Source organism: Streptomyces sp. Ru71 (assembly GCF_002920535.1).
GTDB lineage: Bacteria > Actinomycetota > Actinomycetes > Streptomycetales > Streptomycetaceae > Streptomyces.
The window spans coordinates 52,625-73,281 of sequence record NZ_PQSS01000011.1 but is presented as its reverse complement, the minus strand read 5'-3'; the positions used below and the strand labels follow the sequence as shown (position 1 = coordinate 73,281).

General features: G+C 71.9%; 18 protein-coding genes, 2 tRNA genes and 2 pseudogenes. 7 read left to right on the top strand and 15 right to left on the bottom strand.

Going from position 1 to position 20,657, the window contains the following annotated elements; all coding sequences use genetic code 11:
- Positions 1-3: 3 nt before the first annotated feature.
- From C3489_RS09645 to C3489_RS09600, 10 genes and pseudogenes are all read right to left on the bottom strand, one after another.
- The gene (locus C3489_RS09645) at positions 4-1,374 is read right to left on the bottom strand and encodes a cytochrome P450 (RefSeq protein WP_103781344.1); all 1,371 of its coding nucleotides are present in this window, start codon (positions 1,372-1,374) and stop codon (positions 4-6) included.
- Positions 1,371-2,468 (bottom strand): epi-isozizaene synthase, encoded by a 1,098-nt coding sequence (cyc1, locus tag C3489_RS09640; RefSeq protein ID WP_103781343.1) that lies wholly within the window; start codon positions 2,466-2,468, stop codon positions 1,371-1,373. The genes C3489_RS09645 and cyc1 overlap by 4 nt, the downstream gene beginning before the upstream one ends.
- Positions 2,469-2,750: 282 nt before the next feature.
- Positions 2,751-3,401 (bottom strand): peptide deformylase, encoded by a 651-nt coding sequence (def, locus tag C3489_RS09635; protein WP_103781342.1) that lies wholly within the window; start codon positions 3,399-3,401, stop codon positions 2,751-2,753.
- A gap of 126 nt (positions 3,402-3,527) precedes the next feature.
- Complete coding sequence (locus tag C3489_RS09630) at positions 3,528-4,508, bottom strand: hypothetical protein (protein ID WP_103781411.1); 981 nt, start codon at positions 4,506-4,508, stop codon at positions 3,528-3,530.
- 111 nt (positions 4,509-4,619) lie between these two features.
- Positions 4,620-5,868, bottom strand: a pseudogene (locus C3489_RS09625) (HD-GYP domain-containing protein).
- Between the two features lie 412 nt (positions 5,869-6,280).
- Positions 6,281-7,585, bottom strand: a pseudogene (locus C3489_RS09620) (HD-GYP domain-containing protein); the annotation flags it as partial.
- Between the two features lie 112 nt (positions 7,586-7,697).
- Positions 7,698-8,000: a mycothiol system anti-sigma-R factor gene (rsrA, locus tag C3489_RS09615; protein WP_103781339.1), complete on the bottom strand. Its 303-nt coding sequence runs from the start codon at positions 7,998-8,000 to the stop codon at positions 7,698-7,700.
- Complete coding sequence (locus C3489_RS09610; RefSeq protein ID WP_219821940.1) at positions 7,997-8,692, bottom strand: sigma-70 family RNA polymerase sigma factor; 696 nt, start codon at positions 8,690-8,692, stop codon at positions 7,997-7,999. The genes rsrA and C3489_RS09610 overlap by 4 nt, the downstream gene beginning before the upstream one ends.
- A gap of 258 nt (positions 8,693-8,950) precedes the next feature.
- Positions 8,951-9,577, bottom strand: a complete 627-nt coding sequence (locus C3489_RS09605) for an alpha/beta family hydrolase (RefSeq protein WP_103781337.1) — start codon at positions 9,575-9,577, stop codon at positions 8,951-8,953.
- A gap of 1 nt (position 9,578) precedes the next feature.
- Positions 9,579-10,394: an SOS response-associated peptidase gene (locus tag C3489_RS09600; RefSeq protein WP_103781336.1), complete on the bottom strand. Its 816-nt coding sequence runs from the start codon at positions 10,392-10,394 to the stop codon at positions 9,579-9,581.
- A 49-nt stretch (positions 10,395-10,443) separates the two neighbouring features.
- Between C3489_RS09600 and C3489_RS09595 the strand changes: the two genes are divergently transcribed.
- From C3489_RS09595 to C3489_RS09580, 4 genes are all read left to right on the top strand, one after another.
- A complete protein-coding gene (locus C3489_RS09595) occupies positions 10,444-11,166 on the top strand; it encodes a M50 family metallopeptidase (RefSeq protein WP_103781335.1) in 723 nt (240 codons plus the stop codon).
- 51 nt (positions 11,167-11,217) lie between these two features.
- Complete coding sequence (gene aroA / locus C3489_RS09590; RefSeq protein ID WP_103781334.1) at positions 11,218-12,534, top strand: 3-phosphoshikimate 1-carboxyvinyltransferase; 1,317 nt, start codon at positions 11,218-11,220, stop codon at positions 12,532-12,534.
- 10 nt (positions 12,535-12,544) lie between these two features.
- Entirely contained in the window at positions 12,545-13,555 is a 1,011-nt protein-coding gene (gene rsgA, locus C3489_RS09585) for a ribosome small subunit-dependent GTPase A (RefSeq protein WP_103781333.1), read from the top strand.
- A gap of 99 nt (positions 13,556-13,654) precedes the next feature.
- Positions 13,655-13,978: a multidrug efflux SMR transporter gene (locus C3489_RS09580; protein WP_103781332.1), complete on the top strand. Its 324-nt coding sequence runs from the start codon at positions 13,655-13,657 to the stop codon at positions 13,976-13,978.
- A gap of 3 nt (positions 13,979-13,981) precedes the next feature.
- Here C3489_RS09580 and C3489_RS09575 read toward each other — a convergent pair whose 3' ends face one another.
- A complete protein-coding gene (locus C3489_RS09575) occupies positions 13,982-14,605 on the bottom strand; it encodes a TetR/AcrR family transcriptional regulator (RefSeq protein WP_103781410.1) in 624 nt (207 codons plus the stop codon).
- A gap of 167 nt (positions 14,606-14,772) precedes the next feature.
- Between C3489_RS09575 and hisN the strand changes: the two genes are divergently transcribed.
- Entirely contained in the window at positions 14,773-15,573 is an 801-nt protein-coding gene (hisN, locus tag C3489_RS09570) for a histidinol-phosphatase (RefSeq protein WP_103781331.1), read from the top strand.
- A gap of 159 nt (positions 15,574-15,732) precedes the next feature.
- Positions 15,733-16,125 (top strand): cyclic nucleotide-binding/CBS domain-containing protein, encoded by a 393-nt coding sequence (locus C3489_RS09565; RefSeq protein ID WP_103781330.1) that lies wholly within the window; start codon positions 15,733-15,735, stop codon positions 16,123-16,125.
- Between the two features lie 64 nt (positions 16,126-16,189).
- Here C3489_RS09565 and C3489_RS09560 read toward each other — a convergent pair whose 3' ends face one another.
- Positions 16,190-17,644 (bottom strand): catalase, encoded by a 1,455-nt coding sequence (locus C3489_RS09560; protein ID WP_103781409.1) that lies wholly within the window; start codon positions 17,642-17,644, stop codon positions 16,190-16,192.
- 144 nt (positions 17,645-17,788) lie between these two features.
- Between C3489_RS09560 and C3489_RS09555 the strand changes: the two genes are divergently transcribed.
- Positions 17,789-18,205 (top strand): Fur family transcriptional regulator, encoded by a 417-nt coding sequence (locus tag C3489_RS09555; protein ID WP_103781329.1) that lies wholly within the window; start codon positions 17,789-17,791, stop codon positions 18,203-18,205.
- A 123-nt stretch (positions 18,206-18,328) separates the two neighbouring features.
- Here C3489_RS09555 and C3489_RS09550 read toward each other — a convergent pair.
- From C3489_RS09550 to C3489_RS09540, 3 genes are all read right to left on the bottom strand, one after another.
- Positions 18,329-18,402 (bottom strand) — tRNA-Met (locus C3489_RS09550).
- A 109-nt stretch (positions 18,403-18,511) separates the two neighbouring features.
- Positions 18,512-20,314 (bottom strand): tetratricopeptide repeat protein, encoded by a 1,803-nt coding sequence (locus C3489_RS09545; RefSeq protein ID WP_103781328.1) that lies wholly within the window; start codon positions 20,312-20,314, stop codon positions 18,512-18,514.
- A 227-nt stretch (positions 20,315-20,541) separates the two neighbouring features.
- Positions 20,542-20,615: transfer RNA gene (locus tag C3489_RS09540), tRNA-Met, on the bottom strand.
- Positions 20,616-20,657 lie beyond the last annotated feature (42 nt).

Here is a 20,657-nt window from a genome sequence, read left to right as displayed (position 1 = left end):
CGCTCAGCGCGGCACCGCCCGCAGCAGCAGCCGGTTCGGGCGCAGGGTGATGCCGACCCGGGTCGCGTCGTCGGAGCCGGGGGCCTGCTCGAAGCGGTACCGGGCGGCGAGCGCGGCCGTGATCAGCGTCAGCTGCGACATGGAGAAGTGGTCGCTGGGGCATTTGCGGTTGCCGGTGCTGAACGGGCTCATGGCGTGTTTCGGTACGTCCTTGGCCCGGTCCGGAAGCCAGCGGTCCGGGTCGAACTCCAGGTTGCGGGCGTACGACTTCGGATCGCGCTGGATCGCGTACGGACTGTAGACGATGTCCGACCCGGCCGGAATCCGCCAGCCGCCCAGTTCGGTGTCGACGACCGCGCGCCGGGTCAATATCCATACGGCGGGCCGCAAACGCATGGCCTCGATGACGACATTGTTGGTGTGCCGCAGCTTGCGTACGTCGTCGAATGCCACGGGCCTGCCGCCGGTGACGGATTCGACTTCGGCGTGAATCTTGTCGGCGTGCTCCGGGTGCTCGGCAAGTGCCTGAAGCAACCACATGATGGTGGATGCCACCGTTTCGCTGCCGGGCGTGACGATGGCGACGACCTGGTCGTGGATCTCCTGCTCCCCGATGGGGTCGCCGTTTTCGTCCTTCGCTTCCAGCAATGCCGTCAGCAAATCGTCCGGCTTTTGACCAGATGCGCGTCGCTCGGCGATGATCTCGTCGACCAGGAGATGCAAATCGGCCAGGGCGCGATTGAATTCGCGGTTGGCCGGCAGCGGCAGCCGGTACAGCGGTCCGAGCGGGACCACCATCCGCCGGTACATGCCGCGGAAGACGACCGCGAGGGCGGTGCACAGCCGCTCGGCCCGCTCGTCCATGTAGTCCCCGCGCAGCAGGCAGCGGGCCGCGATGCGCACGGCGATCCGGAAGGACTCGCCGGTGCAGTCGATGGTCTCGCCGCCCGCCCAGCGCTCGGCGAGCGCGTGCGCCTCCTCTTCCATGATCGGTCCGTAGGCGGGGATGGCGTCGAGCCGGAACGCGGGCTGGATGGTGCGCCGCTGCCGGCGGTGCTGCGGGCCGTTCGCGGTGGCCACGCCCTCCTTGCCGAGCAGGCCCTCCAGGGACTCCCACAGCGGGCCGGCGATGTGGTAGTCGGGGCTGAGGGCGAGCGCGCCGGTCAGTTCCGGGGTGGTGACGGCGTACACCGTCTTGGGGCCGAGCCGGAGGCGGACGACGTCGCCGTGGTCGCGCAGCGCGGACATGAACCGCAGCGGGTCGCGGGCCAGTTTCCAGCCGTGGCCGAGGAGCGGGACCCCGCCGCCCGCGAGGGGTGGCTCGCGCAGTTCCGGGGGTGTGGACACCGAGGGCTTCACCGACTCGACGGTCATTTCTCACCTGCCGCTTCGTTGTTGACGTACGGGGGCGTGGACCGGTCGTCCCAGTTGTCGACCATGTACCGGCCGGATTCGTGGTGGAACCAGTAGACGGAACTGAACCAGTTCCGCATGTTCCCGACGCAGGCCCGTACGGCGGCGCTCAGTTCTTTTCCGCGCACGGTGCCGTCGTCGAGTCCGTCGGCGAAAATCAGGGCGCTCCGTTCCGCGTCGATGAATTCGGTGATGCATTCCTCGACGCGGCGCCGGACTTCTCGCACCGCCTGTTCCAGGGTCAGCCCCTCATGGGTGATGAGACTGATTCCGAGATTGTGCACCTCGTCGCCCGCTATTTCCTTGGGCAGCGAGCACAGGTCGTTGTACCAGGCGGCGAATTCCTGGCTCAGCAGAGCCGGTCGCGCATATGCCGGGTGTTTCCGTACGGCGTCCGGGAGTTCACAGCCGGCGCTCGGTTCGAGCAGGTCGGTCCAGATCCCGTGGGCGAAGGTCAGCCGGCGCAGCCGCAGGTACTCCTCGACCGTCGGGACGACGCCCTCGATCCGATTGTGGAACTCCCGGTCATAGGCCTCGATGACCGCGTGGAAGTGCCGGGTGAAGCGGGCGTTCCAGCTGGCCGGCAGGAACGTGAACAGCCGCCCCACGCTGTCCGCCAGCCCCGCGACCAGGGGATCCTCGTGGCGCAGATGGTCCCGGGGGGCGTCCAGCGCGGTGTGCAGCCGGGACTTCAGGCAGCGCCAGGCGACCGGCCTGCGGTGCACGATGTCGCGGTCGTGGCGGTCGTCCCAGACGAAGAACCAGGCGCTGAAGTCGGCGATGGCCTGCAGGACCTCGTCGGGGGCGCCCAGGTAGTAGCCCGCCATGAGGTCGGTGTAGCACAGGCTGTCGGCATATTCCTCGACCTTGTCCGCCGGCATCAGCCGCTTTTCCAGCAACCAGGTTCGGGTCTTCTCCTGGAGCTTTGGCCAATACTGGTGCAACCGCCGGGGAAACGCCGCCTCGATCACCGGAAGAGAGAGCGACGGTGGCACCGCCACCGCCTTCGGCGCCGCACCGGTGCCGCGTGTGGTGCTGTATGGGAGAGCATGCACGAACTACCCCTCTCAGCCGCCGCTGCGCGCACACCCCTCCTGTCGTGCCGGGCGTGCGCCGTTGCGTATCCCCGCACTTACCATTCAGCACCACAACTGACCGTTCTGGGAACGGATTTGCTTCATTCACTACCCCGGCGTGCCGAGAATCTCCCCCTATGTGACTGCTTATCGATCACCCACATGTGCGCAGGGGATCGAACGTGCGACGGACAGACGAACGGCGCCTGTTGGGGCGCTGGGGCCCCCAACAGGCGCCGTACGCAAGGCGCTTGGGAGACGTCAGTCGTTGGCGACGACCGGGTAGCGCGGCTCGTTCTCGGCCATCTGCCGCAGCACGTCCTTGCGTTCACGCTTGGAGAGCCGGTCGATGTAGAGACGGCCGTACAGATGGTCCGTCTCGTGCTGCAAACACCGGGCGAAGTAGCCGGTGCCGCGCACCTTGACCGGGTTGCCCTGCTCGTCCTGCCCGGTGACCTCGGCGTAGTCGGGGCGGGCGAGCGGCGCGTACGCGGTCGGCACGGACAGGCAGCCCTCGTTGCTGTCGTCCAGGACACGCTGGTCGGCGGGCAGCTCGACGAGCTTGGGGTTGCAGACCACGCCGACGTGCCGGACACCGCTGTCGTCCATGCAGTCGTAGACGAAGACCTTCAGGCCGACGCCGATCTGGTTGGCGGCCAGGCCCACGCCCTCGGCGGTGCGCTGCGAGGCGAACATGTCCGCGACCAGCTGCTGGAGCTCGTCACCGAAGTCGGTGACGTCCTCGCACTCCTTGTGCAGCACCGGGTTGCCCACGACCGTGATCGGCCGCGAGGTGCCGCGCTCACGCCAGGCGGTCTCGCGCTCCTCGCAGTCCTCCGTGTCGACGACGTACCCCTCGTCATCGACGGGGAGCACGCCCACGTGCTGCTGATCGGTGTCCTGCTGCGCCATGACGGACGTAAGCCTTCCTGAACAAAAACAAGGGGATGATGCTGATACAGGGTACGGCGGCCGCGCCCCGAAGGGGCGCGGGGAACTGCGCGATCAGCCACGACGGCGCCGCGCGCGGACGACGGCCTAACAGACCTCCTCAAGATCCCGCCAATCGCGGGAATCCGGGCTGTCCGCCACCCATCCGTCCAGCAACCCCCGTACCAAGGAAGCCGGCGCAGCCACCCCGCACTCCCGCTCCGGCACCCACAGCTGCCCGTCCGTGCGGTGGCCGAGGGGGCCGGGGTGACCCGGCTCGCTGTGGTCGTGGGGGTCGAGGTGGACGCCGTCGCCCTCGTCGGCCGGCATCCGCGACTCCGAGCACATCCGGCACAGCAGCCGCACCGACGACGACCAGTCCTCCGCCGCGAACCCGGCGTCCGCGGCCAGCTGCTCCAGCGCGTCCCGGTCCGCCTCGGTGGCCGCCTCGATCAGCACCACCCAGGTCGGCACCGGCGAGGGCGCCCACAGCTCGATCTCGTCGAAGACCGGGAAGCTGTGCCCGCCGGACGTGGTCCGCTCCCCGTGCGGGACGCCGTCGTGCAGTACGACCTCGCCCCAGCGCCGCCCGGACGACGGCAGTGGAATCGACAGCACCTCGATCCGCGACGGGTCCAGCCGCCGGCCCCACACCACCTCGGCCTCGCCCTCGGGCGACAGCCGTACGGCCGCGCTGCCCAGGTCCATGCCGACCGGCTCGTCGGCGGCCGTGGCACCGCCCGGCACGCTCAGCCCGTACGCCTGCCAGGCACGCCGGGCCAGCGGCCAGTCCTGCAGCGCGGTCGCGGCGATGCCGACGTTCCACCAGTCCGGCGCCCCGCTCTCCTTCTCCAGCAGGGCCACCGCCCGCAGACCCGCGGCGCGCGCCTGCTCCCAGTCGTGCCGGAACTTGTGCAGCAGGGCCAGGTTGAACCAGGACTCCGACAGCCAGGGCTCCAGATCGGCCGCCCGCGTCAGCAGCGCGCCCGCGTCCTCGTAGCGGCCGTCACCGATCAGCGTGAACGCGCGGTCCGTGGCCTGCCGCCAGGAGGCGGAGGGCCGGTGCCGTCCCTTGCCGAAGATCCTCACGATTCCCGCCTGCCAGTTCCAGTTCCGGAAAGTGGGCTGGCTCACGCCCCCGGACACCCTCTCCCTCGCATCCAACCACGTACGCCGGGAGGGCCGCTCATTACCCATGGGTTACCCAGCTCGGGGCCGGGTCAGACTGTTGCCGGGACAACACCCGGGCCAGCGCTTCCACCACATCCGGCGCGTAGTCCCCGGCCGTTCCCAGCCGTAGCTCCTCCAGCGCCGCCAGCGCCCCGCACGGCCCGGCGCCCCGCGCCTTCTCCTCGTACGCGTTCACCGCCCGCACGATCCGCGCCGCGAGCGGCTGCTCCCGGCACGGGTTGGCCTGCCGCTCCACCACCATGGCCACCTGCGGGCTCACCCCGGTCTGCCGTACGACGGCCCCGCCGAGCAGCGCGATCCGCCGCTGCTCCTCGGCCGGGAGGTGGGCGGTGGCCCCGGCCGGCACCGGGTCGACGAGGCTGAGCTGCCCGATGTCGTGCATCAGGGCCGCGTACTCCAGCACGGTCAGCTCCGCCTCGCTCAGCCCGAGGTCCCGCCCGACCGCCTGGCTGAGCCCGGCGACCCGGCGCGCGTGCCCGGCCGGTGTGTACCCGGCTGTCTCGGTGGCCCGGGCGAGCGAGGCGATGGTCTGCCGGTAGGTGGCGCGCACCTCCGCGTACCGGCGGAAGGCCAGCTGGGTCAGCAGCAGCGGCAGGCAGAACACCGGCAGCGCCCACAGCCCGGCCACCGCCACCGCCAGGGCCATCACCGCACCCGTGGCGCACACCGCCGAGCCGATGCCGGGCAGCGCCCGCAGCTGGTCGCGCAGCAGCGGCCCGAACGGCCACCGGGTGCGCGCGTGGGCCAGCGCGGCCGCGAGCACCGCGTCGCACAGCGCGGTCAGCGCCAGCAGGGCGACCAGCAGCAGGGCGTAGGCGGGGCCGATCCAGGTGTCGAACACGCCCCGGTTGAACAGCGGCTGGAAACAGACGGCGGCGAAGCCGGCGGTCAGCGTGCGCCGGGTCAGGTCGTCGAGCGTCGGCCCGCACCCGCGCGCGATGTGCGGCACCCCGCCGAGCAGGCAGGCGGCGCCGACCACGGTGACGACCTGCGCCACGCCGTGCCCGGTCGGCCTCCCGGCGCACTGCCCCAGCAGGGCGTACGACAGCGCCCCTGCCGCACCGAGCGGCGCCGGCTCCCGCAGGTGCGGGCCGCTCCAGCGGGTCAGCTCTCCGACGGCGACGAGCGTGCCGAAGGCCAGCGCGATGGGGCGCTCGGCGAGCCCGGTACGCAGGGTGCCGGCGAGACAGGCGAGCACGAGGAGACCGGCGGGGATGTGCAGAAGCAGCAACCCGAGCGGCACGCAGCGCCGAGGCACCCGCACGCTGAGGGCCGGGTCGCCGGTCGGCGAGGCGCTGGGGGCCGGTCCCCCGCTCGCCGATGCGCCGCGGGCCGATTCCCCGCTTGCCGATGCGCCGCGGGCGGACTCCCTGCCTTCCGGCGCCCTACGGGCCGGCTCCCCGTTCACCGGTGTCCCGCTGACCGGCTCCCCGCTTCGGGGCGCCCACCCGGCCACTCGACCGGTTCCCGCCACCGTCCCGCCCGGCGATTCGCTCCCCGGCGATTCGCTCCCCGGCGCCCACTCGGCCGGCCGCCGTCGCCCCTCCAGCCGGCGTACGCCCCTGACAGGCGCACCGTCGGCCGATTCCTCGTCCCCCGGCGCTCCCCCGGCCGGCTCCCCGTCCGCCGTCCCCCCGCCTCCCGGCTCCCTCCCGGGCGCTCGGCCGGTCACCGGTGGGCTCCCGGGTGGGTGGGGCGGGGCGCGGGGTGGGGAGCGTGGGCGGGGGCTCGTCGGCGGTGACGGCCGGGTGCCAGCCCTGGCGGGCCACGGCTCGTACCAGCGCCTCGACCATCCGCGGGTCGAAGTGGGAGCCCGCGCACCGCTGGAGCTCGGCCAGCGCCGCCGGCACCGGCCGCGCCCTGCTGTAGGAGCGGGTGGACGTCATCGCGTCGAAGGCGTCGGCGACCGCCACCACCCGGGCCGGCTCGGGGATCTGCCCGCCCCGCAGGCCGTAGGGATATCCGCTGCCGTCGAGGCGTTCGTGGTGGTGCAGCACGGCCGAGCGCGCCTCGCCGAGGAACGAGATGCCGCGCACGATGTCGTGGCCGTACTCGGGATGCAGCTCGATCACCCGGCGTTCCTCCGGGGTGAGCGGGCCGTTCTTGCGCAGCAGCCGGGTGGGGACGCCGAGTTTGCCGACGTCGTGCAGGATTCCGGCGAAGCGCAGCACCTCCACGCGTTCGTCGCACATGCCGAGCTCGCGGGCGATCATCATCGACGCCTGGCCGACGCGCTCGCTGTGGCCGCGTGTGTAGCCGTCCTTGATGTCCACGGCCTGCACCAGCGCGCGGATCGTGGCCTGGTGGGCGGCGCGCTGCCGGTGGTACTGCGCGAAGACCCACCAGGACACGCACATCGGCAGCAGCACCAGCAGCGCGGCGACGGGGCCGTAGGGGCTGCGCCAGAGCACGGCCATCATCAGCCCGGCGAGCCCGTGCACGGCCAGCGGGCCGAGGCAGCGCAGGAACAGCCCGCGCCAGGCCCGGCGCAGCGGCAAGTGCTCGGCGCAGGCGCGGATTCCCCCGTCGAGCAGGGTGAGGACGAGGCAGAAGGCGAGCACGGCCGCGCCGGCGGGCAGCAGGACGTGCGGAAAGTCGGAGCCGGTGACGGCTTCGCGTCCGCCGAGGACACCGTGCACCCGTGCCGCGGCCCAGGTGCCGATGACGAGCTGGGCGGCCCGCCACAGGCGGCGTGGCAGCGCGGGCCGCTGCTCGACCGGTGCGAGCAGGGCACCGGGCAGCGGGACGAGCGCCGCGGCGGGCGGCGGCAGCAGGAAGGCCCCGGCGAGCAGCACGGGATAGAACGTTCCGGCGAAGCGGCGGCGGGCCACGCGCTCACCGGCGGCGTACAGCGCGGCCAGCAGGGTGAGTGCCCACCAGGGGGCCGGTGCGGACGTCAGCGGGAGCAGGAGCACCAGGGCGCAGACGACGACACAGGCCACATACGCGCGCGCCCGTGCCGGAACCGTCTCCATGAACGCCCCTCCCCGGCCCTGCCTCCTCCAGGTGTCGGAGCCTAGGGCGGCGTCAGGGGGCTCCGCGGGCGGATGACCCGCGGATTAGCACGTTCGGGTGACAGCGGGGAGTTCAGGACTCCTGGGGCGCGGCGGTGATGTCGTGCTCGGGCACGGCCTGCCCGGAGCGGATCAGGTCGAGCCGCCCCAGGACCTTGGCCCGCAGGTCGGTCGGCACGTCGTCATGCCCGCAGCACCGCTTGACCAGCTTCTTCACGGCCTGCTCAAGGCCGTACTTCTCCAGGCACGGCGAGCACTCCTTGAAGTGCTGCTTGAACTTGTCGCGATCGACGTCCGGCATCTCACTGTCGAGGAACTCGTACAGATGGTCGAGTACCTCACTGCAGTCCGTCTCGTGCGGCTCTCCGCAGCTCATGAGCCCGAGCCTTTCGCTTCGTTCGACTCTCCGGCGCCGGCCGGGACCAGTCCGCGCTCGCGCGCGTAGTCCTCCAGCATGCCGCGCAGCTGACGGCGGCCCCGGTGCAGCCGGGACATCACCGTACCGATGGGTGTCCCCATGATGTCCGCGATCTCCTTGTACGCAAAGCCCTCTACGTCCGCGAGGTAGACGGCGATGCGGAACTCCTCGGGGATCGCCTGCAACGCTTCCTTGACGTCCGAGTCGGGCAGGTGGTCCAGCGCCTGCGACTCGGCGGAGCGCAGACCCGTGGACATGTGCGACTCGGCGCGGGCGAGCTGCCAGTCCTCGATCTCCTCCGCGGCGGAGCGCTGGGGTTCGCGCTGCTTCTTGCGGTAGGAGTTGATGAAGGTGTTCGTGAGGATCCGGTACAGCCACGCCTTGAGGTTGGTGCCCTCGCGGAACTGGTGGAAGGACGCGTACGCCTTGGCGTACGTCTCCTGCACCAGGTCCTCGGCGTCGGCCGGGTTGCGCGTCATGCGCAGCGCGGCCGAGTACATCTGGTCGAGGAATTCCAGCGCGTCACGCTCGAAGCGCGCGCTGCGCTCCGCGGTCGTCTCCGTGCTCGCGTCCGCGCCGGCGCCCTGGCCCTCGGGCAGCCCCGTCTGGCCGTTGTCGGTCCCTGCGTCGGTACCGGGAACCGGACCCACCTCCTCAAGCGACGTCGGGCGGCCGAAACCGGTCCCACCCGAATCGGAGGATAGACGACGACCCGTGCCTGCCGCCGCTCGAATAGGAGCGGTCTTGGCCGCGTGCAGCACCGTCCAGTCCAGGTCGGCACGGCTGCTGCGGCTCGGGCATGCGGTCGAACCCATGCGGCGGACTTCCTCTCCCACGATGTCGGCGCTGGTTCCCCAGCGCTTCTGTCCGCCTCAACAGCGTTCGTGTGCGAGTCATTCCCGGGTGTTTCAGGCCAGTGACGCGACCCACCGCAGGACACCGTCGGTGACGATCTCCAGTGCTTGCTCCTGGGTGATGTCCGCGCGCCTGGGCACGGCCAGACCGTGATCGCCGGACGGCACCTCGACCAGGTCGTACGCCCCGTTCGGGAACTCCTGCGGCCTGCCGAACGGGTCGTTGCCGCCCTGCACGACCAGGGTGGGCACCCCGGCCCCGAGCAGCTCCTCGGCGCGGGACTTCTCCGGTCTGCCCGGCGGGTGCAGCGGGAAGCTCAGCGCGAGCACGGCGAGCGCGCCCAGTTCCGTCGCCGTACGGCACGCGACCCGGGCGCCGGCGCTGCGCCCGCCGGAGATCACGGGCAGCTCCATCCCGGCGAGCGCCGGCCAGATGCCGCGCCAGCCGGTGTCCAGCGTCTTCGGCGCCGCCGCGACCTTCTTCCCGGCGACCCGCCAGGGCTGCTCGACGAGGGCCACGGTGACGCCGTGCCCGGGCAGGACCCGGGCGAGGGCCTGCAGGTCGCGGGCCTCGATGCCGCCGCCGGCGCCGTGGCTCACGGCGAGGACCAGCCGTGCGTCCTCCGCCCGGTGCCAGGTGATGCGCGCGGTTCCGGCCTCGGTCTCGACAATCTCGATCACGCTAGAAGAGTGTGCCCTCTTCCGGCCCCTCAAGCTCCTTGAGCAGCTCCGGGCTGTTGTTGCGCACATTGCTCACGGCCGTCGAGACCGGGTAGGCCCGCATCAGCCCGGCGGGCGGCGGCGCGAGCAGTTCGCGCAGGTCGTCGGGGTCGGTGCGGGCCGGGTCCAGCCAGGCGTCCCAGCGGTCCGGGGTGAGCATCAGCGGCATCCGCGGGTGGATGTCGGCCAGCGCGTGCGGGCCCTCGGCGGGGGCGACGGCCAGCGGGGTCTTCTCGGCCTCCGTGGTGATGACCGAGCAGGTCACCCACCAGGCCTGCGGGTGGTCGTCCGGCAGGGTGCGGTCGCGCCAGAACTCGTACAGCCCGGCCATCGCGAACACCGAGCCGTCGGCCGGCAGCACGAAGTACGGCTGCTTGCGCGGCCGCTTCTTCTTCCCCTCGACCTCCAGGTCGCGCTCCTGCTTGCCGGTGACCCACTCGTAGTAGCCGTCGGCGGGCAGGATGCAGCGCCGTGAGGTGAAGGCGCGGCGGTAGGCGGGCTTCTCGTGCACCGTCTCGGCGCGCGCGTTGATCATGCGGGCGCCGCCCTCGGGCGTCTTGGCCCAGGAGGGCACGAGCCCCCACTTGAGCTTGCGCAGCTGCCGAACCGGACGCGGGTCGGGGACGTCTTTGAGGGGGCGGTCCAGGACGGCGTAGACCTCTTTGGTCGGGGCGACGTTGTAGTCGGGCGCCAGCGTCTCCTCGGGCTCCCACTTCTCGACCTCAAAGATTCCTGCGAGATCCTCGGGCCTACGACTCGATGCATACCGTCCGCACATACGTGCCACCCTGCCAGACTCCCCAGGAGCAGAGGAGCCACTTCCGCACATGGACAACCTCGCCGCCACCGCGCTGCCCGACCTCTGGGACCGGCTCACCGGAACCCAGCCCGACCCGGACCTCTGGGTGGTGCTCGCCACCATGGTCGCCGCTCTGGCCGTGGTCGTCCCGCACACCCTGTGGCGGATATCCCGCAACGCCATCACCATCGCCCACGAGGGCGGCCACGGCCTGGTCGCGCTGCTGACCGGCCGGCAGCTGACCGGCATCCGGCTGCACTCCGACACCAGCGGCCTGACGGTGAGCCGCGGCAAGCCGTACGGCCTCGGCATGATCCTCACCGCGGCGGCCGGCTACACCGCTCCCCCGCTGCTCGGCCTCGGCGGCGCGGCCCTGCTCGGCGCGGGCCGGATCACGCTGCTGCTGTGGGTGGCGACGGCCCTGCTGGTGGCGATGCTGGTGATGATCCGCAACGCGTACGGCGCGTTGACGGTCCTCCTTACGGGTGGCACGTTCGTGCTCGTCTCCTGGCTCGCCGGTCCGCAGGTGCAGGCGGCGTTCGCGTACGCGGTGGTGTGGTTCCTGCTGCTGGGCGGGGTGCGCCCGGGCTTCGAGCTGCAGTCGAAGCGGTCCCGGGGCGGAGCAGGCGACTCGGACGCGGACCAGCTGTCCCGGCTCACCCACGCCCCGGCGGGACTGTGGCTGTTCCTGTTCCACGCGGTGTCGCTGTGCTCCCTGATCGGGGGCGGCCGGTGGCTGCTGGACCTGTGACGGCGGGCGCTGACGACGACCCGCGGCGCGCGCTCCTTATAAAGTGACCCCATGGCCCCGAACCCCGCACACACCGCCCTCTGGCCCGCCCCGCACGCGAGCGGAGCCGTCGACGCGACGGTCCACGTGCCCGGGTCCAAGTCGGTCACCAACCGTGCCCTCGTGCTCGCCGCCCTCGCCTCCGAGCCGGGCTGGCTGCGCCGGCCGCTGCGCTCCCGCGACACCCTGCTGATGGCGGGGGCCCTGCGCGAGATGGGCATCGAGATCGAGGAGGGCGTCGGCCCGGACGGCACCGGTGAGGCGTGGCGGGTGCTGCCCACCGGCCTGCGCGGCCCGGCCACCGTCGACGTCGGCAACGCCGGCACCGTGATGCGGTTCCTGCCGCCGGTGGCCGCGCTGGCCGACGGCCCGATCCGCTTCGACGGCGACCCGCGCTCCTACGAGCGCCCCCTGCACGGCGTGATCGACGCGCTGCGCGTGCTGGGCGCCCGCATCGACGACGACGGCCGGGGCGCGCTGCCGCTGACGGTGCACGGCGGGGGCGCGCTGGACGGCGGCCCGGTGGAGATCGACGCGTCCTCCTCCTCGCAGTTCGTCTCCGCGCTGCTGCTGTCGGGACCGCGGTTCAACCAGGGCGTGGAGGTCCGGCACGTCGGTGCCACGCTGCCGTCGCTGCCGCACATCCAGATGACGGTGGACATGCTGCGCGCGGTCGGCGCCCAGGTGGACACCCCGGAGTCGGGCGGCGAGCCGAACGTGTGGCGGGTGACGCCGGGCGCGCTGCTCGGCCGGGACCTGACCGTCGAGCCGGACCTGTCCAACGCGCAGCCGTTCCTGGCGGCGGCGCTGGTGACCGGCGGCCGGGTCGTCATCCCGGACTGGCCGGCCCGCACCACCCAGCCGGGTGACCGGCTGCGGGAGATCTTCACCGAGATGGGCGGCACCTGCGAGCTGACCGAGTACGGCCTGGTCTTCACCGGTTCCGGCACCGTGCACGGCATCGACGTCGACCTCGGCGAGGTCGGTGAGCTGACCCCCGGCATCGCCGCCGTCGCCGCGCTCGCCGACTCGCCCTCCACCCTGCGCGGGGTGGCGCACCTGCGGCTGCACGAGACGGACCGGCTGGCCGCGCTGACCAAGGAGATCAACGAGCTCGGCGGTGATGTCACCGAGACCGCCGACGGCCTGCACATCCGCCCGCGCAAGCTGCACGGCGGCGTCTTCCACACCTACGAGGACCACCGCATGGCCACGGCCGGCGCGATCATCGGCCTGGCCGTGCCGGGCGTCGAGATCGAGAACGTGGCGACGACGGCGAAGACCATGCCCGAATTCCCCGAGCTGTGGACCGGGATGCTCGGGGCATAGGGGTTTTGCCATGCGCCGCTACGGCAAGCACACCGACGAGGACGACATCCGCAGCCGCCCCGGCCGCCGGGGCAGCCGGCCGCGCACCAGCATCCGGCCCAAGCACGAGGACGCCGCCGAGGGCATGGTCCTCACCGTCGACCGGGGCCGGCTGACCTGCCTCGTCGACGACCGCACGATCCTGGCGATGAAGGCGCGGGAGCTGGGCCGCAAGGCCGCGGTGGTCGGCGACCGGGTGGCGCTCGTCGGCGACCTGTCCGGCAAGAAGGACACCCTCGCCCGCATCGTGCGCATCGAGGAGCGCTCGTCGGTGCTGCGCCGTACGGCCGACGACGACGATCCGTACGAGCGGGTCGTCGTCGCCAACGCCGACCAGCTGGCCATCGTCACGGCCCTGGCCGACCCCGAGCCCCGTCCGCGTCTGATCGACCGCTGCCTGGTGGCGGCGTTCGACGGCGGTCTGGAGCCGCTGCTGGTGCTGACCAAGTCGGACCTGGCGCCGGCGGACAAGCTGCTGGAGCTGTACGGCGACCTGGACATCCCCTACGTCGTCACCAGCCGCGAGGAGCTGGAGAACGGCGGTGCGGCGGACCGGGTGCGCGAGCATCTGGACGGCCGGATCACGGCGTTCGTCGGCCACTCCGGCGTAGGCAAGACGACGCTGGTGAACGCGCTGGTGCCCGAGGAGCGGCGGCGGCTTACGGGCCATGTGAACGCGGTGACCGGCCGCGGCCGGCACACCACCACCTCGGCCCTCGCGCTCCCGCTGGCCGGGGACGACGGCTGGGTGATCGACACCCCGGGCGTGCGCTCCTTCGGCCTGGCGCACATCGACCCGTCCCGGGTCATCCACGCGTTCCCGGACCTGGAGGCCGGCACGGAGGGCTGCCCGCGCGCGTGCAGCCACGACGAGCCGGACTGCGCGCTGGACACGTGGGTCGCCGAGGGCCACGCGGACCCGGCCCGCCTGTACTCGCTGCGCCGGCTGCTGTCCACGCGGGAGCGCAAGGAAGGCGACTGAGCCGCTGCCGCGGTGCGTCCGCGTTGTTTGCCGGGGCCCGGGTTCGGTAAGTGCATAATCGCACCGAGCCGGAGATCCGGATCAACGGGAGGACAGCACATGGCGTGGCTGCTGGTCATAGTGGCCGGGATTCTGGAGACCGGTTTCGCCGTGTGCCTGAAGCTCTCGCACGGGTTCACCCGGCTGTGGCCGACGATCGCCTTCGCGTGCTTCGCGCTCGGCAGCTTCGGTCTGCTGACCCTGTCGCTGAAGAAGCTCGACGTGGGCCCCGCCTACGCGGTCTGGACCGGCATCGGCGCGGCCGGCACCGCGATCTACGGCATGGTCTTCCTCGGCGATCTGGTGTCCACGCTGAAGATCGTCTCCATCAGCCTGGTCATCCTCGGTGTGATCGGCCTGCAGCTGTCGGGTTCCGCGCACTGAGCGTCACGCGGACCGGCGGGGCAGGACGCCGTGCACCAGTTCGCTGACGCCGCCCTCACCGGGCGGGGCGGCGATGCAGGACAGGGCGAGCCGGACGACGAGCTCGCAGGAGCGGGCCAGGTCCGCGAGGTCCGCCTTGGCCGTGCCGGATCCAGCACCGGCCCCGGCCCCGGACAGCGCGGCGACGGCCCGGTCGCGCACCTGCGTCACGAACTCCCCGGGCGAGGGCAGCGGCCCGTCGGCGCGGCGCTGCGCGGGCACGGCCGAGGTCGACGGCACCGCCTGGAGGGTGGGGGCGGGGAGCCGCTCGCTCCAGCATCCGGTGAGCAGGGCCCGGACGAGCGCGCTGTCCCGTGCCGCCGAGGCCGTCCACTCGGCCGTCGCCGACAGCCGCTCGCGTGCGTCACCGTGCCCGGCGAGCGCCCGCTCGACCCCGGCGAGGTAGGCGTCCGCCTCCCTTCTGACGAGCGCCCGCGCGAGCCCCTCCTTGCTGCCGAACTCGTTGTAGAGCGTCTGCCGCGACACCCCGGCCGCGGCGGCCACGTCCACCATCCGCACATCCGACCACGGCCGACGCGCCACCGCCGCATAGGCGGCATCCAGCAGGGATTCCCGCGCTGCAGGCATCATCGCCTCCCTCACGCGACCGACTCTGCGCCCAGGTTTGACGCGCTTGTATGCACTGTCAAGGGTCTGTACCGAGCTGCGGGCAATCGTGCCCCCGTGCCCTCCGCCGTGCCCGGCTGACGGACCCCGCTGGTCCCACCCTCCCCGGCACGACTACCGTTCCTCACATGCCCGACTACCTCGACGACCTCCGCTTCGCCCACGTCCTCGCCGACGCGGCCGACGCCACCACCATGGACCGCTTCAAGGCCCTCGACCTCAAGGTGGAGACGAAGCCGGACATGACCCCGGTCAGCGAAGCGGACAAGGCCGCGGAAGAGATAATCCGAGGCCATCTCTCGCGCTCCCGTCCCCGCGACGCGATCCTCGGCGAGGAGTACGGCATCGAGGGCACCGGCCCGCGCCGCTGGGTCGTCGACCCGATCGACGGCACCAAGAACTACGTCCGCGGCGTCCCCGTCTGGGCCACGCTCATCTCCCTGATGGAGGCCGGCGAGGGCGGCTACCACCCCGTCGTGGGCGTCGTCTCCGCCCCCGCGCTCGGCCGCCGCTGGTGGGCCGCGAAGGGCCACGGCGCCTACACCGGCCGCAGCCTGTCGACCGCGACCCGCCTTCAGGTCTCCCGCGTCTCGAAGCTGTCGGACGCCTCCTTCGCCTACTCCTCGCTCTCCGGCTGGGAGGAGCAGGGCCGCCTGGACGGTTTCCTCGACCTGACCCGCAACGTGTGGCGCACCCGCGCCTACGGCGACTTCTGGCCGTACATGCTCGTCGCCGAGGGCGCGGTGGACCTCTGCGCCGAGCCGGAGCTGTCGCTGTGGGACATGGCCGCCAACGCGATCGTCGTCACCGAGGCCGGCGGCACCTTCACCGGGCTCGACGGCCGTCCGGGCCCGCACAGCGGCAACGCCGCGGCGTCCAACGGCCTGCTGCACGACGAGCTGCTGGGCTACCTCAACGGGCGCTACTGAGAAACCCGAGGTGAGCGTGCGCGCCCCCGGCGGGCCGCACGCGCCCTCTTGTTGACCCCCGCTTTACCTGACACCCTGAGAGTCCCCCCGCTTGTGAATTTGTGAAACGGTGAACAAGCCGCATATGCAGCGGGGCACTCAAGGAGGTGGCTCAAGACCATGCTCGTCCGCGACGCCATGAGCACGGTGGTCCTCACCATCGGCCCGCAACACACCCTCCGCCAGGCAGCAGCCCTGATGTCCGCCCGCCGGGTCGGCGCGGCCGTCGTGTACGACCCCGACGCCGGCGGCATCGGCATCCTCACCGAACGCGACATCCTGATCTCGGTCGGCCTGGGCCAGGACCCGGACACCGAGCAGGCCCACGCCCACACCACCACGGACGTCGTGTTCGCGGCCCCCGTCTGGACCCTGGAAGAGGCGGCCCGCGCCATGGCGCACGGCGGTTTCCGGCATCTGATCGTCCTGGACAACGGCGAGCCGGCCGGCATCGTCTCGGTCCGCGACATCATCCGCTGCTGGGCACCCGCCCGCGAGCGCATCCCCGCGTGAACACGGCGACGGGCCGGGCCCCGCTCCCGGGGACCCGGCCCGTCGGCCGCTCAGGACCGGCGTGTCAGCCGCGCAGCGCCTGCACGGCGACCTCCAGCCGCTTGCCGAAGTCGGCGTCGGCCTGCCGGAAGTTGTCGATCGCGCGCTCGACGATGTCCTCGCGCGAGACCTGCGAGATGGCCCCGGCCAGGTTGGCGACCAGGCGCTCCTTCTCGTCCTCGCTCATCAGCCGGTAGAGGTTGCCGGCCTGTACGAAGTCGTCGTCCTCGGCGTGGCGCGGGGTGGGGTGGTTGCCCGTGCCGCCGGTGAAGGAGTCCAGCGGCTGCCACAGCGGGCGTCCGGTCTGCTCCGGGCCGCCGAAGCTGTTCGGCTCGTAGTTCTTCGCCCCGCCGTGACGGCCGTCGTACAGGTAGCCGTCGCGGGAGTTGGTGCGCGCCTCGGTGGCGTGCGGGCGGTTCACCGGCAGGTGGTCGGCGTTGATGCCGACGCGGTAGCGGTGGGCGTCGCCGTACGCGAAGAGGCGGCCCTGGAGCATCTTGTCGGGCGAGGGGCCGATGCCCGGCACGAAGTGCGCGGGGCTGAAGATCGACTGCTCGACCTCGGCGAAGATGTTGCGCGGGTTGCGGTTGAGCTCCAGCTTGCCGATCTCGATGACCGGGTAGTCCGCGTGCGGCCACACCTTGGTCAGGTCGAACGGGTTGAAGCGGTACGTCGCCGCCTCGGCCGCCGGCATGATCTGCACGCCCACGGTCCAGCTCGGGAAGTCCCCGCGCTCGATCGCCTCGCGCAGGTCGCGCTGGTGGGAGTCGGGGTCCTTGCCCGCGAGCACCTCGGCCTCCTCGGCCGTGAGGTTCTTGATCCCCTGGTCGGTCTTGAAGTGGTACTTGACCCAGAAGACCTCGCCGGCCTCGTTGTTCCACTGGAAGGTGTGCGAGCCGAAGCCGTCCATGTGGCGGTAGGAGGCGGGGATGCCGCGGTCGCCGAAGAGCCAGGTCACCTGGTGCGTGCTCTCCGGGCTCAGGCTCCAGAAGTCCCAGACGTTGTCGGCTTCGGTGGAGCCGGTGTACGGGTCGCGCTTCTGGGTGTGGATGAAGTCCGGGAACTTGATCGCGTCGCGGATGAAGAACACCGGGGTGTTGTTGCCGACGAGGTCGTAGTTGCCCTCCTCGGTGTAGAACTTCAGCGCGAAACCACGCGGGTCGCGGACCGCGTCGGCGGCACCGAGGTTGCCGGCCACGGTGGAGAAGCGCAGGAAGACCTCGGTCTGCTTGCCCACCTCGGAGAGGAACTTCGCCCGCGTGTACGGCGTGACGTCGGCGGTCACCGTGAAGGTGCCGTAGGCGCCGGCACCGCGGGCGTGCACCACACGCTCCGGGATGCGCTCACGGTTGAAGTGGGCCAGCTTCTCCAGCAGGAGCTGGTCCTGGACGAGCACCGGGCCGCCGACGCCCGCGGTCTCGCTGTTGTTGTTGTCGGCTACCGGAGCCCCGGCCTCCGTCGTGAGCGGTCCCGTGGTCACGCCTGCCTCCTGCATTGCTTCCATCTATTCCTGTCCCGTGGCCAAAGCCGTTTCCGATCCTACATTGGACAATGTCTAAGTCAAGCAAGGCTCCAACTTCACACCTATTCGGAACCTGGTCCCCTTGCTGTTACGCTGGTCTCCATGAGCGACCTTCTGGAACGGCTGCGCGGACGCGGATGGCGGATGACCGCACAGCGACGCGTCGTGGCCGAGGTCCTGGACGGCGAGCACGTCCACCTCACGGCCGACGAGGTGCACGCCAGGGCCGTCGCCAAGCTGCCGGAGATCTCCCGGGCGACCGTCTACAACACGCTCGGCGAGCTGGTCTCCCTGGGCGAGGTGCTTGAGGTCAGCACGGACAAGCGCGCCAAGCGGTACGACCCGAACGCGCACCGGCCGCACCACCACCTGGTCTGCGCCAACTGCGGAGCGATCAAGGACGTGCACCCCACGGGCAACCCGCTGGCCGACCTCCCGGCCACGGAGCGCTTCGGCTTCACCGTCTCGGACGTCGAGGTGACGTACCGGGGCCTGTGCCCGAACTGCGCGAGCGCGTAACACCGACGCAGGGAACCCCGGTACGGACGCCGTACCGGGGTTTTCCGTATCCGCCGTGGGCGCTCTCACCTGGGAAAACACCGAGGGCCGGAAACCTTTCGGCTTCCGGCCCTCGGCCTTCAGTAGCGGGGACAGGATTTGAACCTGCGACCTCTGGGTTATGAGCCCAGCGAGCTACCGAGCTGCTCCACCCCGCGGCGATGAATGGAACATTACGTCAAGGAAGCCGACGGAAGCAAATCGCTTCCTTCAGCCGCCGCGGCCGCGGTCAGTCCGCGCCTCCACGCCGACAGCTCACGCCGAAGCTCACGCCGACAGTTCCTCCCGCAGCGCGTCCCGCAGCCTCGCCGCCCGCTCCGAGACCTCCCCCGGCCCCAGGGACACCGCCCGGTCGGCCCACCGCTGCGACTCCACCAGCTCACCCCGACGCGCGTAGACCAGGGCCAGCCGCAACGCCGCCCGCCCGTGCCCGGCGTCGGCGGCCCGCGTCCACCACATCGCCGCCTCCGGCTCGCTCCCCTCCCGCGCCAGCAGCAGCCCCAGGTTGAACGCCCCGTTGCGCGACCCGGCCTCGGCCGCCTCCCGGTACCAGCGCGCCGCCTCGACGACGTCACCCCGCGCCGCGGCCAGCATCCCCACCCGCACCTGCGCCCGCCGGTGCCCCTGGGACGCCGCCCGCTCGTACCACTCCTCGCACTCGGTCTTCTCGTGCAGCGACTGCAGCGACTCACCCAGCTCGTGCTGCGACGCCGGGGGCCGGCGCGCGTCCAGCACGGTGGCCAGCCGGTACGCCGCCTCCGCGCTGCCGCCGCCCGCCGCGCACCGCAGGTGCCGCTCGGCCTCCAGCTCGTCGCCCTCCCTCAGCCGGGCCATCCCGACCTGCAGCGCCGCCTCGGTGTGCCCGGCGGCCGCCGCCCGCTCGTACCATCCGAGCGCGGCCTTCTCCTCGCCCCGCCCGGCGTACAGGATCCCCAGGTTGAACGCGGCGTCCACGCTCCCGGCCTCCGCCGCCTTGGAGAACCACGGCTCGGCCCCGGTCTGGTCCCCGCCCCGCAGCAGCAGGATGGCCAGCGCGTTCGCCGCCTCCCGGTGCCCGGCGTAGGCCGCGCGCCGGTACCACTGCTCGGCCTGCGCGGTCCGGCCCTGCTCGGCGCAGAGCAGGCCGAGGTTGTACGCGCCGTTGACGTCCCCGGCGTCCATCGCCGCCCGGTACCAGCGCTCCGCGGTCTGGGTCTCCCCGCGCTCGGCGTGCAGCGCGCCCAGCGCGTTGGCGGCGTTGCCGTCGCCCTCCTGCGCGGCCTTGAGCCACCAGGCGGCGGCGCTGTCGGGGTCGCCGGCGTCGCGCAGCAGGAAGCCGAGCGCGCACGCGGCACGCGGCTCGCCGTCCTTGGCGGACGTCAGGTACCAGCGCCCGGCCTCCTTCAGCTCGCCGCGCTTCTCCAGGATGGCCCCGAGGTGCAGCGCGGCCCGCCGGTGCCCGCGCGCGGCGGCCTGCCGGTACCACTGCTCGGCCTCGGCGCAGGGGTCGTCGCGGTCGTCGTCGCCGGACTCCCGCGCGGCCCTGCGGTCCAGTGCCCGCGCCAGCCGGTACGCCGCCTCCCGGTGCCCGCGTTCGGCCGCGGCCCGCATCCACCGCTCGGACTCGGGGTCCGCCCGGTGGTCCAGCAGGTCGGCGAGCGCGTAGGCGCCCAGGACGTGCCCCTGCTCGGCGGACTGGCGCAGCCAGTACTCGGCGGCGGGCTCGTCGCCGCGCTCGCGGTGGTGCCGGCCGAGCGCGTGCGCGGCGGGCGCGGAGCCGGCGACGGCCGCGATCCGCCACCATCCGGCGGCCTCGTCGGCGTATCCGCGCTGGTGCAGCAGGACGCCCAGGTTGTTCGCGGCGGCGCGGTCGCCGGCCGCGGTGGCGGCACGCAGATGGGGTTCGGCTCCGTCGAGATCGCCGCGACGCAGCAGCATGGCCCCGAGGATGCTCATCGCCTCGACGTCGCCGGCCTCGGCGGCGAGCCGCTGGCGCAGTTCCTCAGCGGCCTCGCCGTCGTCCTCATCGCCCGAAGGCTGAACAAATCGCCCTGTCTCGAACAGAGTTGCCTTGTCCCCCATAACGTCCATCGTCGCACCACCTGCAACCTGGGTACACCCGGTATACCGCAGTCCGTGAGGTCACTTCAGCGTTTTGTCGACATGCCCACAGAGAGACAAGTCAAACACAGTTCTCCCAACTCCCCACGGCGGCACGGCGGTCCTGCACGTCGGCACATGCGTTCGCACACACGAAGGCCCGGATCCCTGTGAGGATCCGGGCCTTCACCGTCGTACGACCACGTCGTCGACTCCAGTAGCGGGGACAGGATTTGAACCTGCGACCTCTGGGTTATGAGCCCAGCGAGCTACCGAGCTGCTCCACCCCGCGCCGTTGTGTGTACAACCGTACCACGGCGCGGGGCGGCCATGA

Coding starts and splice junctions, on each gene's coding strand:
- aroA (WP_103781334.1), top strand. CDS start 11,218: ATGGCCCCGAACCCCGCACACACCGCCCTCTGGCCCGCCCCGCACGCG.
- C3489_RS09575 (WP_103781410.1), bottom strand. CDS start 14,605: ATGCCTGCAGCGCGGGAATCCCTGCTGGATGCCGCCTATGCGGCGGTG.
- C3489_RS09555 (WP_103781329.1), top strand. CDS start 17,789: ATGAGCGACCTTCTGGAACGGCTGCGCGGACGCGGATGGCGGATGACC.
- C3489_RS09600 (WP_103781336.1), bottom strand. CDS start 10,394: ATGTGCGGACGGTATGCATCGAGTCGTAGGCCCGAGGATCTCGCAGGA.
- C3489_RS09565 (WP_103781330.1), top strand. CDS start 15,733: ATGCTCGTCCGCGACGCCATGAGCACGGTGGTCCTCACCATCGGCCCG.
- rsgA (WP_103781333.1), top strand. CDS start 12,545: ATGCGCCGCTACGGCAAGCACACCGACGAGGACGACATCCGCAGCCGC.
- C3489_RS09595 (WP_103781335.1), top strand. CDS start 10,444: ATGGACAACCTCGCCGCCACCGCGCTGCCCGACCTCTGGGACCGGCTC.
- C3489_RS09545 (WP_103781328.1), bottom strand. CDS start 20,314: ATGGACGTTATGGGGGACAAGGCAACTCTGTTCGAGACAGGGCGATTT.
- def (WP_103781342.1), bottom strand. CDS start 3,401: ATGGCGCAGCAGGACACCGATCAGCAGCACGTGGGCGTGCTCCCCGTC.
- rsrA (WP_103781339.1), bottom strand. CDS start 8,000: ATGAGCTGCGGAGAGCCGCACGAGACGGACTGCAGTGAGGTACTCGAC.
- C3489_RS09645 (WP_103781344.1), bottom strand. CDS start 1,374: ATGACCGTCGAGTCGGTGAAGCCCTCGGTGTCCACACCCCCGGAACTG.
- C3489_RS09580 (WP_103781332.1), top strand. CDS start 13,655: ATGGCGTGGCTGCTGGTCATAGTGGCCGGGATTCTGGAGACCGGTTTC.
- hisN (WP_103781331.1), top strand. CDS start 14,773: ATGCCCGACTACCTCGACGACCTCCGCTTCGCCCACGTCCTCGCCGAC.